Source organism: Parasphingorhabdus sp., from assembly GCF_036963705.1.
GTDB lineage: Bacteria > Pseudomonadota > Alphaproteobacteria > Sphingomonadales > Sphingomonadaceae > Parasphingorhabdus.
Genome location: NZ_JBALUT010000002.1, coordinates 38,239 through 52,106 on the forward strand (window position 1 = coordinate 38,239; position 13,868 = coordinate 52,106).

The window sequence follows — 13,868 nt, forward strand, 5'->3', positions numbered from 1 at the left end:
TTTTTTACTGCCTCGGCAGGCGCAAGGTTACCAATGTCCCCTGCCCCGGTTCCGACGTCAGGTTCAGATCGCCGCCGTGCGCCAGGATCAGTTGGCGCGCCAATGGCAAGCCAAGACCACCCACTTTGTCATTTGCTTTTTGATCGCGCGAGCGGGCGAAACTGTCAAACGCCTTTGATTGCTGGCCTGCGGTCATCCCCGGACCATCATCGGAAATATGGATCACGGCATGTTTTACATTTCCGGAACCATGGATCAGCACACGGCCGTCCTCATTGGTATATTTGATCGCATTGTCGACGATCTGGGAGATTGCCTGGCTGAGCCGCTTCTTGTCGGCCATCGCCGATCCCAGTGTCGCATCCAGCTGCAGTTCCACGCCTATATTCTTGGCTTTCGCATCATCGGAGAAATGGCCGGCAATATCTTCGATCAACTTGTTGAGATTGACCTTGTCCTTGGCGATCGGCAGCGCGCCGGCTTCGCTTTGACTCAAGTCGAGGACATTGTCGATCTGGGTACCCAGCCGTTTGACGGACTGAAGGATCGCCCGCACATATTCATGCCCCTGATCGGTCAGCGGCCCGGCAATCCCCTGATCGAGGAGCTCCGCGAATCCGCCGATCGATGTGAGCGGCGTTCGGAATTCATAGCTCATGTTGGACAGGAAGCTGCCTTTGATCGAGTCTGCTTCGACCAGCGCCTCATTACGCTCGCGCAGTGCCTGTTCGATCCGGTAGCTGTCCGAAATATCCAGCATCGTGAACAGTGCATTCCCGTCGGGTAGCGGGATCGCGGCAAATTCGTATCGCCGTCCGTCCGCAAAGTTGATCCGCCCACCCCTTTGTTCGCGATCGGTCGTCGCACTGCGGACCATTTCCCGGACTTCCGAGATGCGGGCGGGCTGCTTCAACTGAAGCGCCATTTTTTGCATCAACGAATCCACGCGCGGATGTTTGCCGAGATCCTCTTCTTCAAGGCCCCAATTATTGGCAAATTGATGGTTCCAGATATTGAGCTTTCCATCGGCGGCAAACACGGCAAGCGATTCAAACAGGTTGTCGAATGTCGCGGTTCGGACCCGCAGCAATGTGTCGCGAGCGCTCGCCAGTTGCACCTGTTCGGTGCGATCCTCGAAAATCACCAGCAATCCGCCGTCCGGCGTCGGGTTTGCGAGCACCCTCAGATGCGTGCCATCGGCCAGAAGCCAATTCTCCTCAGTCCCGTTGGTAGACTGGAACCAGCCCGTCCGTTCCTCGCGCCATTCCGGAAAATCACGGACTTCCGGAATCCGGTTCATTTCACGCATCCGGTCCAATACGCGGGGAAACTCCGGACGCTCCGCTATCCATTGCTGACGCATGGAGAAAATGCGCTGGAACGGCAGATTACAGAATTTCAGCGATTTATCGGCATCGAACTGGACCACGCCGGCGGAAATCTTGTCGAGCATGTCGCGCTGCGATTCCCCGAAGCGCCGCTGTTCCCGCCGCGCGTCTTCCAGTTCCTGAATATCTATCGCATAGCCAGCGATACCGGATTTCCCAAGTGGCACGTCGACCACCTGGGTCATGCGCCGTTCGCCGCCGATCGTCGTCGCGACAATCCGCTCCAGCGGCTCGCCCCGGTCTTTTGCCCGCCTGGCAGCATCGACCGGACTAAAACCGTCGATAGTTTCCACCAGTTCAATGCCCTCGGCAATGACCCGCGCGCCATCTTCGGCATCGACCGCCGCGACATAGGCGCTGTTGACCAGCGTCAGGCTCAAGTCGGGGGACCGGTGCCACATCGGTACCGGCGCCGCTTCGATCAGAGCAGATAAAGCATCAAATGCGGCGCGTGCCGCCTCGTTTTCGTCGCGCAGCTTTTCGATCTGCCCTTCGCTGTCGGTGGCATCGAAAACCCACAGAAGGGCGCTGCCATTGGGTGATATTTTCTGGTCGGCCAATCCGCCGCGGACCAGCAATGCCTTCTGGGAGCCGGCAACCCTTATCGCGCGAACAAAACTGCTGCCGGTTTTCTGGGCAAGATTGACGTCCTGCATCAGATCTTCCAGATCCTGCCGGCTCATTCCGCGGTCGCTCTCGTGCAATTCCGAAATATGTGCGGGCAGATGATCGAAACCGAGCCAGTGCATCAACCGCTGCGATGCTTCCAATTTTCCGTCGGATCGCACAAGCAATGGCAAAGCCGGTGAAGTCTCGAGCAAGCGGCCCAGTCTGCCAGATTGCCGCAAGGTAGCGTCGGCCTTGTTCTTCATCGCCAGGCCGGTCCAGATTGCCCACGCGGCAGCACCCAGCCAGGCAGCAAGGATGAGGCCTAAGATTACAGCAGTAAGATCCGGGACATTAGACATTGAACCATCGATTAGACGGATAGTTAACCTGCGCAAACCCCTATTCTTTATGTCTTACAAATGCTCCCCAAACTAAGCTATTGTCGGGGCCGTAATAATGCGGAGAGCAGCAATGCCGATTGACGAAAGCAGGACATTCAAACCGATCAACATCGCCTTATTGACGGTTTCGGACACGCGAACGGCGAAAGACGACAGCTCGGGCGATATCCTTGCCAAACGGATTGAGGAAAAAGGCCATATTCTTATCTATCGCACAGTGCGAAAAGATGACAAATCCGTGCTCGTGGCTCAACTCCACCAATGGATTGACGACGAAGAGGTAGATGTCATCATCACCACCGGCGGCACCGGCCTGACCGGACGCGATATCACACCAGAGGCGCTGAATTCGGTCAAGGACAAGGATATCCCCGGTTTCGGCGAACTGTTCCGATATCTGAGTATCGAAAAAATCGGCACCTCAACGGTGCAATCGCGCGCATGCGCTGTGGTTGCCCGCGGCACTTATATATTCGCGCTGCCGGGTTCAAATGGTGCGGTGAAAGACGGCTGGGATGGCATTTTGGATAGCCAGCTCGACAATCGTCATCGCCCCTGCAATTTTGTCGAGTTGATCCCGAGGCTGCTTGAAAAATAGTCATTCAAACTATTTGTTCTTTATATGTTCTCGCCTTATGAGGGGGGATGGACGACAAAAACCGAATCTCTCTGCCGCCCCAGAAGGGCCGAGGGGCGCCATCGAACGCGGTACCGCGGCGATTCAATCTGCAACATCGGGAGGTTGACGGCGATTGGCTCGATGAAAAGCACCAGATCGGAGACGATGCTTCGAAGCTGAGAACGACGGTCACAACTGAATTCCCCAAATCGATCATCAATTACAACAAGTCTCCCGATCTGCCGTTCGACCGTTCGATCAACGCCTATCGCGGCTGTGAACATGGCTGCGTTTATTGCTATGCCCGGCCGACCCACGCTTATCATGATCTGTCCCCCGGGCTTGATTTCGAAAGCAAGCTGTTCGCCAAACCCAATGCCGCCGATCTGCTCCGCCAGACATTGGCAAAGCCCAATTATCAACCGGCAAGCCTCGCCATCGGTACCAACACCGATCCATATCAGCCGATCGAAAAGCGCTACCGGATCACACGGCAGATATTGGAGGTTATGCTGGAAACGCTCCATCCGGTGGTGATTACAACCAAATCCAATCGGGTGATTGATGATATTGACCTGCTCGTAAATCTGGCTGTTCAACAGCTTACTGCCGTGACGATTTCGGTAACCACTCTTGATCCGAAAACCGCCCGCTTGCTCGAACCCAGAGCCCCCTCTCCTCCGCGGCGGCTGGAAGCGGTGCGAAAGCTCAGCGAAGCGGGCATCTATGTGCATGTCAATATCGCACCGGTCGTGCCAGGGATCACCGATCATGAAATAGAGGCAATAGTTGCTGCGGCAGCGGAATGCGGTGCCACGAGCGTATCTTTCATCGCCATGCGCCTACCGCACGAAGTGGCCCCGTTGTTTGAAGAGTGGCTCGAAACATATTATCCGGACCGCAGATCGAAGGTGATGAGTATCGTCAGGCAAATGCGCGGCGGCAAGCGCAACGATGCGGAATTCCACAGCCGGATGCGCGGTCAGGGACCATGGGCGGACCTCATCCGCACCCGGCTCGCGATTGCGTCACGCAAAGCCGGGTTGAACAAGAGCAAAATCAAGCTTCGAACAGATTTGTTCCAACGCCCTATCATCAAGGGCAGCCAGATGGAGCTGTTTTAGCCGTCCGCCAGGCTCTTCAACTTATAGTCCTTATATTCCTCGCGGAGTGACCGTTTCAGGATTTTCCCGGTTGCCGTGTGCGGAACTTCAGCGACGAACTTCACTTCGTCGGGCAGCCACCACTTGGCGACTTTATCGCCGAGATACTCAATCACATCCGCTTCCGAAACATCGCTGCCCGGTTTGCGGACCACCAGCAGCAACGGCCGCTCGTCCCACTTGGGATGATAGACGCCGACCGCTGCCGCTTCAGCAACTCCCGGACAACCGACAGCCGCGTTTTCCAATTCTATCGAGCTGATCCACTCGCCGCCCGACTTGATCACATCCTTGGCCCGGTCGGTGATCTGCATCGTCCCGTCGGGATGGAGTACCGACACATCGCCGGTGTCGAACCAGCCATCATCCTCGACGGCATCCTCATCAGCACGATAATAGCGTTTGACGATCCACGGCCCCCGGATTTCCAGCGTACCGCTGGTTTTGCCATCGCGAGGAGCGACATTGCCTTCTTCGTCGATCACGCGCAATTCGACGCCGAATGGCGGCCTGCCCTGCTTGCAGATCACGTCAACCTGCTCGTCAAAGCTCAGTTCATCCCAATTGGCCGGAAGCGAACCGGCGGTGCCGATCGGAGAGGTCTCTGTCATGCCCCAGGCATGGGCGACGCGAATGCCGTTTTTCATCAGGCGTTCGATCATCGACCGCGGACAAGCAGAGCCGCCAATCACGACAACGCCCAATTTGCCATAGTCACCGCCATTCTCGTCCAGATCGGCGAACATCGACAGCCAGACTGTCGGGACACCAGCGCTGTGGGTCACGCCCTCTTCGCGGATCAGTTTCCACAAGACCGACGCTTCATTGCTGGCGGAAAAGACCATTTTTGCACCGACCGCCGCACAAGCGAAGGGCAGTCCCCAAGCATTGGCGTGGAACATCGGCACGACTGGCAACATCACCGAGCGGGTGGCTAGATCCATCACATCCGGCTGCACCTCGGTGATAGCATGAATGACGTTCGAACGATGCTCGTACAAGACACCTTTCGGGTTACCGGTGGTGCCGCTGGTATAGCAAAGGCCGCAAGGGTCATTTTCATCGACATCAACCCATTCGAAGTCACCGTCTTCGGCATCTACAAGCTCACGAAAGGTCGGATAGTCGCCTTTCTCGCCGTCAAACTGGATATAATGTTCCACCGTTTTGAGCTGTGGCTTGATCAACTCGACGATCGGCGCGAACATTTTGTCGAAAAGTAACACGCGGTCTTCGGCATGGTTGATGACATAGACCAGTTGTTCCTCGAACAGCCGCGGATTGACCGTATGGAGGATACCGCCGATGCCGGCAGAGCCATACCAGCTGACCAGATGATGGGCATGGTTCATGGCGATGGTGGCGATCCGGTCGCCTTTTTTCATGCCGAGACGCTGCAATGCTTGCGAGAATTTGCGCGAATCCAGTCCGACCTCGGCCCAGTTGCTGCGCGTAATATTTCCATCCGCCCAATAGCTGACGATCTCGCGAGCGCCATGTTCTCTCGCCGCATGATCGATCAGATTGGTAATCTTGAGTGCGCTAGCTTGCATTGCACCGGCCATATTGTCTCTCCAAACAAGTTATCTTTGGCCGGGTCCTGAAATGTTTAGCGCTAGCTGACAAGCCTTAATTTGGGTTTCGCCACCCGCATGGGGCGGGCCGCGCCCAGACGGACGCCCGAGATTCCGTTGACCCGTTCCAGCATATCCACGGTTTCTGCATCGAACCGAAAAGATCGGCCGAGACAGACCGTCACCGGATCGCCGTCAGGACCGGCCATGGTTGCCACCAATTCGCTATGACCACCAACCAATGGAGCCACCAGATTTGTCAGCTCGTGCAATCCCGTAATGTCATGCACTTGCAGTTCCATGCACGTTCTTGTGGTTCTTTCCAATCCTTCGAGCGGCTGAGCCCGCCTGATCGCGACGCGGGGATTCTCATCTTCGGACTGCTGGTCGAGCTCGACGTTGAGCAAAGCACAACCACCTTGATCCGCCAGCTCCGCTAGTATCTTGCACTGGTCCTCGTCAAAACAGCTACCCGAAAACTGCCCGCTGCTGTCGGACAGGTCGGCGAGTGCGAACCGTTTTCCTCTGCGGCTGTCACGCCAGCGCACTTTCTCGACCAGGGCGGCCATGACCGCCGGCTTGCGTATGCCTTCCCCGATCGGGCCCTCGCTGCACAAAGCTGCGTAGGTCAGCGCGCCCAGCGACGAGGTCACAGCCTGGAATTGGGAGACCGGGTGAGCAGAGAAATAGAAACCGAAAGCATCCCGTTCGTGGACCATGATTTCATTGAGCGACCAGTTGCTAGCCTCCGGCAGTCTAATGGCCTGCATATCGCCGCCAGCGCTGCCCTCGCCGAAGAGACCGCCCTGCCCGCTTTCGCGCGCGTCGGCTGCGCTGTTGGCGACCGACAAGATCATATCCGCGCCGTCATAAACCGCCGCGCGATTGGGTTCCAGTTCGTCAAATCCCCCTGCCGAGGCCAGACTTTCCAGCTGCCGCTTGTTGAGTCCGTGCGGATCGATCCTATTGGCGAAATCCTCGATCGACGAAAACGGACCTTCTGCGGCGCGTTCGGCGACCAAAGACTGCATCGCTTTCTCACCGACATTCTTCAATCCCGCGAGCGCATATCGGACGGCGAGCCGGCCTTCCGATTGCTCCTCAACAGAAAAATTGGGTCGGCTTTTGTTGATCGCAGGCTGCAACACCGCCACGTCCAGCCGCTTCATATCGTCGACAAAAATGCTGAGCTTGTCAGACTGATGCATATCGAAACACATGGAAGCCGCATAAAATTCATGCGGATAGTGGGCTTTCAGCCAGGCGGTTTGATAGGCGAGCAGCGCATAGGCAGCCGCGTGACTTTTGTTGAAACCATAGCCTGCGAATTTATCGATCAAGTCGAACAGTTCATTGGCCTGTTCGCTGTTCAATCCCTTTTCCGCTGCTCCCGACACAAACCTACTGCGCTGGACATCCATTTCGGCCTGTATCTTCTTACCCATGGCCCGGCGCAGCAAATCTGCTTCGCCAAGCGAGTAGCCACCGATGATCTGCGCTGCCTGCATCACCTGTTCCTGATAGACAAAAATCCCGTAAGTCTCCTTCAGGATCCCCTCCAGCAAAGGATGCGGATATGCGATTTCGGCGCGCCCGTTTTTGCGATCGCCGAAGAGCGGGATATTGTCCATCGGGCCAGGCCGATAGAGCGAGACCAGCGCAATAATGTCACCGAAGTTCGTTGGTTTCACCGCGGCCAGCGTGCGCCGCATACCTTCTGATTCCAGCTGAAACACGCCGACAGTATCGCCGCGCTGGAGCAGTTCGAAGACCTTCTTGTCTTCCCAGCTGAGGCCATCGAGATCGACCTCTATGCCCCGCTCGGCGAGCAGTTGGACCGCTTTCTTCAACACCGACAGCGTCTTGAGTCCCAAAAAGTCGAACTTCACCAGTCCGGCTTTTTCGACAAATTTCATGTCGAACTGGGTCACTGGCAAGTCCGAACGCGGATCACGGTATAGCGGCACCAGTTGATCGAGCGGACGATCGCCGATCACAACACCGGCAGCATGGGTCGAACTATGCCGCGGCAGGCCTTCGAGCTGCATTGCCAGATCGAACAGCCGCTTCACATCCGCCTGTTTATATTCCTGCGCCAGTTCCGAGATGCCGTTGAGCGAGCGCTTCAAGTCCCATGGATCGGTAGGATGGTTTGGCACCAATTTGGTCAATCGGTCGACTTGCCCATAGGGCATTTGCAGCACCCTGCCGACGTCACGCAGCACAGCGCGGGCTTTCAACTTCCCGAAAGTGATGATCTGGGCGACCTGCCGGTCGCCGTATTTTTCCTGAACATAGCGAATGACTTCGCCGCGACGGGTTTCGCAGAAATCGATGTCGAAATCCGGCATCGAGACACGCTCCGGGTTAAGGAAACGTTCGAACAGCAAGCCAAGTTTGATCGGATCGAGATCAGTAATGGTAAGCGCCCACGCAACAACCGAACCAGCACCCGAACCACGCCCCGGACCGACCGGAATATCATGATCCTTCGCCCATTTGATAAAGTCGGCAACGATCAGGAAATAGCCGGGGAATCCCATCTTGACGATAACATCCAGCTCGAAATCCAGTCGGTCGAAATAGCCTTGCCGTTCGGCTTCGTCGGCGAGGTCAAGAACCGCCAGCCGTCGCTCGAGACCAGCGGTGGAATCGCGGCGCAATTGCTCAATTTCGCCAGCGAGATCACCTGCGAGACTTGGCAGGATCGGGTCTCTTTTGGGCGGAGAAAATGCGCATCGCTGCGCAACGACCAACGTGTTTTCCAATGCTTCCGGGATATCGGAGAATGTTTCCTCCATCACCAGCGCGCTTTTCATCCACAGATGTTTGGATGGTTTCTCGCGATCATCATTTTCGACATAGGCGGATTGAGCGATGCATTTCATCGCGTCGTGGGCCTCGTGAAAACCGGGTTCGGAATAACAGCTCGGGTTTGTAGCAATCAGCGGAATATCGCGATCAACGGCCATGGTGATCAGACCGGCTTCGGCCGCTATTTCTATTGGATCTTCGCGCCGCGAAAGCTCGATATAGAGCCGCTCCGGAAAATGGGTCTGTAGCGATGTCAGATAGGCTTCGGCTTCGGATTGCTGTTCTTCGGCGATCAGGCGGGCGAGCGCGCCTTCGCCACCGCCGGTCAGGGCAAGCAAGCCGGCGCTATGCTTGGCGAGCATATCCATCCCGACATGGGCGTCGAACTCGCTCGGTCGATCGAGGTGGGAAGCAGACACCAGTTTGCAGAGATTTTCATATCCCTCGGCATCCTGTGCGTAGAGCGCGAGCCAGTCGAGCACCGGCTTGTCTTTTTCCGAACCACCGGGACGCGCTACTCGCAAAAAGCAGCCGGTGATCGGCTGGACGCCTTTGGAACGGCAACCGTCATCGAAAGCCATTGAGGCGAACAGACCAATCCGGTCGCACAAGGCAACCGCCGGAAATCCGCGCTCTCTGGCCGCCGCACCGATCGCTGTCGGCTCCATAGCGCCGTCCAGAATCGTATAGGCCGAAAAGGCGCGTAGATGGACGAAAGGGATAAGGGCCATGGCTTCAGACTAACGCAGCAATTTGATCTTGCATATGGGGAGGACGACGAGACGCTGAACTATCGACCGTTTGTCCACAGCTATTTAGGCAGATCACATCGAAATGCGGCTTTTACAGAAGCGCTTCAATCTCGCTTTTCAGCTGCTCCGGCTTTACCGCAGGACCGTATCGGGCGACGACATTGCCCTCGCGATCAACCAGAAATTTGGTGAAGTTCCACTTGATCCGGGAACCCAACAGGCCTGATTTTTCCGACTTCAAATATTTCCATAGTGGGTCGGCGTCCTCGCCATTGACGTCGACCTTGTTCATCAACGGGAAACTCACATCATAGTTGAGCGAGCAGAAATTCTTGATTTCGTCGGCATCACCAGGTTCCTGATTACCGAATTGATTGCAGGGAAAGGCCAATATTTCGAGGCCCTGATCGTTGAATTCCTGATGCAGCTTTTCCAGCCCTTCATATTGCGGCGTAAATCCGCATTTCGAGGCAGTGTTCACGATCAAGAGCACTTTGCCCTTGTGAGCGGACAAGTCCTGGATAGATCCATCGGCTTGTTTTACCTGAAATTCAGTAACCGTCATATGCGCCCCGCATTGTTTGATTTTCTTGGTTCGGCTTGACCTTCAGTTTGATACTCGAACCGGAAAAGTCAAAGCCATTCTCGTTTCAAATTGAAAAGACTAGGTTAATACTCCTTCATGGAGCCGGACAACCCTGTCCATTTTCGCGGCCAGTCGCTCGTTATGGGTCGCTATCAACGCGGCACTGCCTTCTTGCCGTACCAGACTGATAAATTCCGCAAGAACCAGTTCCGCCGTGGCTTCGTCCAGGTTCCCGGTCGGTTCATCGGCCAGCACCAACTTCGGTGCGTTGGCCAGCGCGCGGGCAACTGCGACACGCTGCTGTTCACCGCCGGACAATTTGCTCGGCGTGTGATTGAGCCGGTCGCCGAGGCCAAGGCTGCGCAAGAGCGTTTCGGCTCTTTCTTCGGCCGCTTTCTGGCCCACGCCTGCAATCAATTGCGGCATCACGACATTTTCCAGGGCGGTGAAATCAGGCAATAAATGGTGAAACTGATATACGAAACCCAGCAAATCGCGCCGGATCCGTGTATGGCCGCTGGCCGGCAATTGTGCGGTTTCTTCGCCGTTCAGCTTGATCGACCCCTCAAATCCGCCTTCGAGCAATCCGACCGCTTGCAACAGTGTGGATTTTCCCGAACCGGAAGGACCAACAAGCGCGACAATCTCATTAGCGTTGATATCGAGATCGACGCCACGAAGCACCTCTATCTTGACGTCCGCCTGCACAAAGCTACGCCGGACATTCCGCAATTCTACTGTTTTCTGGTTCATCGAATCATTCATAACGAAGCACCTGTACCGGATCGGTACTGGCCGCCTTATAGGCAGGATAGAGCGTGGCCAGAAAACTGAATAACAGGGCCAGTCCGGCGATGCCGACGACCTCCATCGGATCGGTTCGTGCCGGAAGCTCGGTCAGAAAGCGGATCGAGGGGTCCCACAGATTCTGTCCGGTGATCATCTGGACGAAATTGATCACATTCTGGCGGAAGTAAATTGCAATCAAGCCAAGACCAATACCTGCAGCTATGCCGAGCATCCCGATCGAAGTGCCGACAGTGACAAATATCCGCAACAGCGACGCGCGCGAAGCTCCCATTGTCCGCAATATGGCTATGTCCCGGGTTTTGGCCCGGACCAGCATGATCAGCGATGACAGGATGTTGAACACGGCGACCAGGATGATGATCGACAGGATCACGAACATTACGACCCGTTCGACTTGCAGCGTTTCGAACAGGGATGCGTTCATTGTTTGCCAGTCGGTAATGACGCCGCGGTCGGCAACCTTTGGTATCAGGGGCGCTATAATATTACTCACATTATCGGCATCGTTGGTCTTGATCTCGATCATCCCGATCTGGTCGCCAAGCAATAATAGAGTCTGGGCATCTTCCATCGGCATGATGACAAAGGCCTTGTCATAATCATAGACACCGACCTCAAAAATCGCGGCCACTTCATAGGCAATTTCCCGGGGTACGGTTCCGAAAGGCGTGGAGCGCCCTTGCGGATTGATCACGGTGATCCGGCTCCCCACCTGCGCGCCTAACGTCATCGCCAGACGACTGCCGATACCGACACGCCCTGCCCCCGGCTCGAGACGCGCCAGATCGCCGGACACGGTTTTCCCGTCCAGCGTTTCATTGTTCAATATGTCCGAAACCAGCATCCCGCGCACCAGCACAGCTTCGACCCGTCCGTTGAACGTGGTCAGCAATGGCTGTTCGATCAATGGCGAAGCAGAGACAACGCCTTCGGTCTTGCGGGTTTCCTCCAGCAGCTCTCTCCAGTCAGGCAGACGGCCGCCATAGCCCTGGATCACGGCGTGGCCATTGAGTCCGACGATCTTGTCGAACAATTCAGCCCGGAAGCCGTTCATGACACTCATCACCACGATCAAAGCGGCCACGCCCAGCATGACCGCGACCAGAGAGATACTGGCAACCAGAAAGATAAATCCTTCGCCTTTGCCGGGTAACAAATAGCGCTTTGCGATAACCCATTCGTAACGGGATAGGAGCATAGTTTTCGACGACTTCCTTAGATCAGATTTCCTTTGCCTTTACGGTTGCCGGTCGGGGCAAGCAAGTGGCATGGTTTACTATCTGCTGTTGCCTATATGACACAAGAGATCGTCAATCTGTCGAAAAGTCCAAATTTATCATGACAAATTTATGTCAGTCGATCAGAGATGGTAACAGAATCAAACATCTCGATTAACGGGTCATGGTTCAGGGATCCCTTCCGGTTCCGTCAAATGTTGGGGGACATGCGGCGTTGAATAGGACGGGAAAACAGGGGGCGATTTAATTCGTCACCATTTTCGCCCGGGTGCTCATTGGCATCCGGGCGTTTTTTTGTCCCGATAAAATTGCCAGATCATCGGTAATTGGCGCTTTTTATACCTCTTGAAATCTACTGACTTGAGCATATCTTTGTTTATGTGAGACGCCAATAGGGTTTCACATCAACGAATCGGATGCCGTATTTGCGGGTCCAAATTTACATTGCTCAATTTAAGAGGATTTAGATATGAACCGTTTTGACTTTACCCCCTATCGCCGTTCAACCGTAGGTTTTGACCGGCTATTCGACCTTCTTGAAAATAATGCCCGCGCGCAGCAGTCCGAGAATTACCCGCCGTTCAACATCGAACGCAGCGGTGAAGATCATTACCGGATCACGCTGGCCGTCGCCGGTTTCAAGGATGAAGAAATCGAAATCACCGCCCAGCAGAATCTACTGCTCGTCACTGGCAACAAAAATAACGAAGAGAATGAAGGCAAGCAATTCCTGCATATGGGCATCGCGAACCGCAGCTTCGAACGACGGTTCGAGCTCGCTGACTTTGTCAGGGTCGACAATGCAGCGCTTGCGGATGGCCTTCTGGAGATCGATTTGGTTCGGGAGATCCCTGACGCGATGCGGCCACAGAAGATCACCATCAATCAGGCCGATAATGTTACCAAAATCGCGCACAAACAGAAAAAGGAAGATAAGGCGGCTTAAACCGGCCCCCTTCCGCAAATAATCGGGCAGCCAGAGCGATCTGGCTGCCTTTTTTGATCAATGATAGAATGAAATGGGGCAGCCGGATGAGGATCCGACTGCCCCTGACACCCGCTTGGTGTCACTCTTGACGATAATTAGCCCGGGTCGCAAATGGCCAATTTTCGTCAAGAATCTGCTTCGGCGATGTGGGAAAGCATCGCATGGTCCAATATCCGGACCTTTCCGCTTTCCACTGCCACGATCTGGCTTTCAGACCAGGAGGACAGTTGCCGATTAATATGTTCGCGCGACATTCCGGCAAAGTTTCCGAGTTCGCTCTGGCTCAAGTCCAGTTTCAGTCGCCCTTCTTCCGCGCCTACGACAGATAGCCGCAGCAAATAGCGCGCCAGACGAGGGCCTGAAGTATAAGCACGATCGCCTTCGATCATGTTGTTGGCCATCCGGATCCGGCTCGCCATGACTTTCAAAAGCCGCAGCGCCATATTCTTGTGCTTGCTAAGAATTTCTTCGAACGCCGCGCGGGTGATTGAAAGCGCGGATGTTGGCTCGATGGCGGTCACGCTAGCGGTCCGTTCACCACCATCCAAAAGCGCAATTTCTCCGAGAACTTGTCCCGCTTCCGCATAGTCGAGAACGACTTCATGGCCATTGCTGGCGATCATGCTGGTCCGCGCGTTGCCCGATAACAATATCAGGAGCGAGTTGCCTGGATCGCCTTGCATGATCAGTTCGTCCCCCTTTTTATATTGCACAAAATGCCCGCGCAATATCAAATCAGCCAACTCGGCTTCGTCACAGTCAGCAAACAGGCTGTGTTCAGCCAATATATTTGCCAGTTCCTCGGCTTTCACTGCTCTATTCCCTCGACCCTGTTCTGAAGCTTTTGCTAGCTTTCTTGTGCGGCATTCGTGTGACAATAGTCACATTCTGTAAATTGAATTGGATAAATTCGACATTCGGTCAAA

The 13,868-nt window shown here is 55.2% G+C and carries 10 protein-coding genes; 3 read left to right on the forward strand and 7 right to left on the reverse strand.

What is annotated here, in order from left to right; all coding sequences use genetic code 11:
* Window positions 1-4: 4 nt before the first annotated feature.
* A complete protein-coding gene (locus V7680_RS00745) occupies window positions 5-2,356 on the reverse strand; it encodes a sensor histidine kinase (RefSeq protein WP_335651371.1) in 2,352 nt (783 codons plus the stop codon).
* A 112-nt stretch (window positions 2,357-2,468) separates the two neighbouring features.
* Here V7680_RS00745 and moaB point away from each other — a divergent pair, with 112 nt between their 5' ends.
* Together moaB and V7680_RS00755 are read left to right on the forward strand one after the other, a co-directional pair.
* Complete coding sequence (moaB, locus tag V7680_RS00750) at window positions 2,469-2,996, forward strand: molybdenum cofactor biosynthesis protein B (protein ID WP_335651428.1); 528 nt, start codon at window positions 2,469-2,471, stop codon at window positions 2,994-2,996.
* A gap of 47 nt (window positions 2,997-3,043) precedes the next feature.
* A complete protein-coding gene (locus tag V7680_RS00755; RefSeq protein ID WP_335651372.1) occupies window positions 3,044-4,141 on the forward strand; it encodes a PA0069 family radical SAM protein in 1,098 nt (365 codons plus the stop codon).
* Here V7680_RS00755 and V7680_RS00760 read toward each other — a convergent pair.
* The 5 genes from V7680_RS00760 to V7680_RS00780 form a co-directional block, all read right to left on the reverse strand.
* Window positions 4,138-5,745 (reverse strand): long-chain fatty acid--CoA ligase, encoded by a 1,608-nt coding sequence (locus V7680_RS00760; RefSeq protein WP_335651373.1) that lies wholly within the window; start codon window positions 5,743-5,745, stop codon window positions 4,138-4,140. The genes V7680_RS00755 and V7680_RS00760 overlap by 4 nt on opposite strands.
* Before the next feature lie 50 nt (window positions 5,746-5,795).
* On the reverse strand, window positions 5,796-9,299 hold the full coding sequence (gene dnaE, locus V7680_RS00765; protein ID WP_335651374.1) for a DNA polymerase III subunit alpha: 3,504 nt from the start codon (window positions 9,297-9,299) through the stop codon (window positions 5,796-5,798).
* Window positions 9,300-9,411: 112 nt separating this feature from the next.
* Window positions 9,412-9,885 (reverse strand): glutathione peroxidase, encoded by a 474-nt coding sequence (locus V7680_RS00770; RefSeq protein ID WP_335651375.1) that lies wholly within the window; start codon window positions 9,883-9,885, stop codon window positions 9,412-9,414.
* 99 nt (window positions 9,886-9,984) lie between these two features.
* Window positions 9,985-10,659 carry an ABC transporter ATP-binding protein gene (locus tag V7680_RS00775; protein WP_335651376.1) on the reverse strand — a complete coding sequence of 225 codons (675 nt, stop codon included), beginning with the start codon at window positions 10,657-10,659 and terminating at the stop codon, window positions 9,985-9,987.
* 4 nt (window positions 10,660-10,663) lie between these two features.
* Window positions 10,664-11,914: a lipoprotein-releasing ABC transporter permease subunit gene (locus tag V7680_RS00780; RefSeq protein WP_335651377.1), complete on the reverse strand. Its 1,251-nt coding sequence runs from the start codon at window positions 11,912-11,914 to the stop codon at window positions 10,664-10,666.
* A gap of 509 nt (window positions 11,915-12,423) precedes the next feature.
* Between V7680_RS00780 and V7680_RS00785 the strand changes: the two genes are divergently transcribed.
* On the forward strand, window positions 12,424-12,900 hold the full coding sequence (locus tag V7680_RS00785) for an Hsp20 family protein (RefSeq protein WP_335651378.1): 477 nt from the start codon (window positions 12,424-12,426) through the stop codon (window positions 12,898-12,900).
* Between the two features lie 167 nt (window positions 12,901-13,067).
* On the opposite strand, the gene V7680_RS00790 is transcribed toward V7680_RS00785, so the two are convergent.
* Entirely contained in the window at window positions 13,068-13,754 is a 687-nt protein-coding gene (locus V7680_RS00790; RefSeq protein WP_335651379.1) for a Crp/Fnr family transcriptional regulator, read from the reverse strand.
* Between the last annotated feature and the right edge of the window lie 114 nt (window positions 13,755-13,868).

Bases quoted from the DNA above. Each gene is read 5' to 3' on its own strand.
- V7680_RS00745 (WP_335651371.1), bottom strand. From the start codon at position 2,356: ATGTCTAATGTCCCGGATCTTACTGCTGTAATCTTAGGCCTCATCCTT.
- moaB (WP_335651428.1), top strand. From the start codon at position 2,469: ATGCCGATTGACGAAAGCAGGACATTCAAACCGATCAACATCGCCTTA.
- V7680_RS00755 (WP_335651372.1), top strand. From the start codon at position 3,044: ATGGACGACAAAAACCGAATCTCTCTGCCGCCCCAGAAGGGCCGAGGG.
- V7680_RS00760 (WP_335651373.1), bottom strand. From the start codon at position 5,745: ATGGCCGGTGCAATGCAAGCTAGCGCACTCAAGATTACCAATCTGATC.
- dnaE (WP_335651374.1), bottom strand. From the start codon at position 9,299: ATGGCCCTTATCCCTTTCGTCCATCTACGCGCCTTTTCGGCCTATACG.
- V7680_RS00770 (WP_335651375.1), bottom strand. From the start codon at position 9,885: ATGACGGTTACTGAATTTCAGGTAAAACAAGCCGATGGATCTATCCAG.
- V7680_RS00775 (WP_335651376.1), bottom strand. From the start codon at position 10,659: ATGAACCAGAAAACAGTAGAATTGCGGAATGTCCGGCGTAGCTTTGTG.
- V7680_RS00780 (WP_335651377.1), bottom strand. From the start codon at position 11,914: ATGCTCCTATCCCGTTACGAATGGGTTATCGCAAAGCGCTATTTGTTA.
- V7680_RS00785 (WP_335651378.1), top strand. From the start codon at position 12,424: ATGAACCGTTTTGACTTTACCCCCTATCGCCGTTCAACCGTAGGTTTT.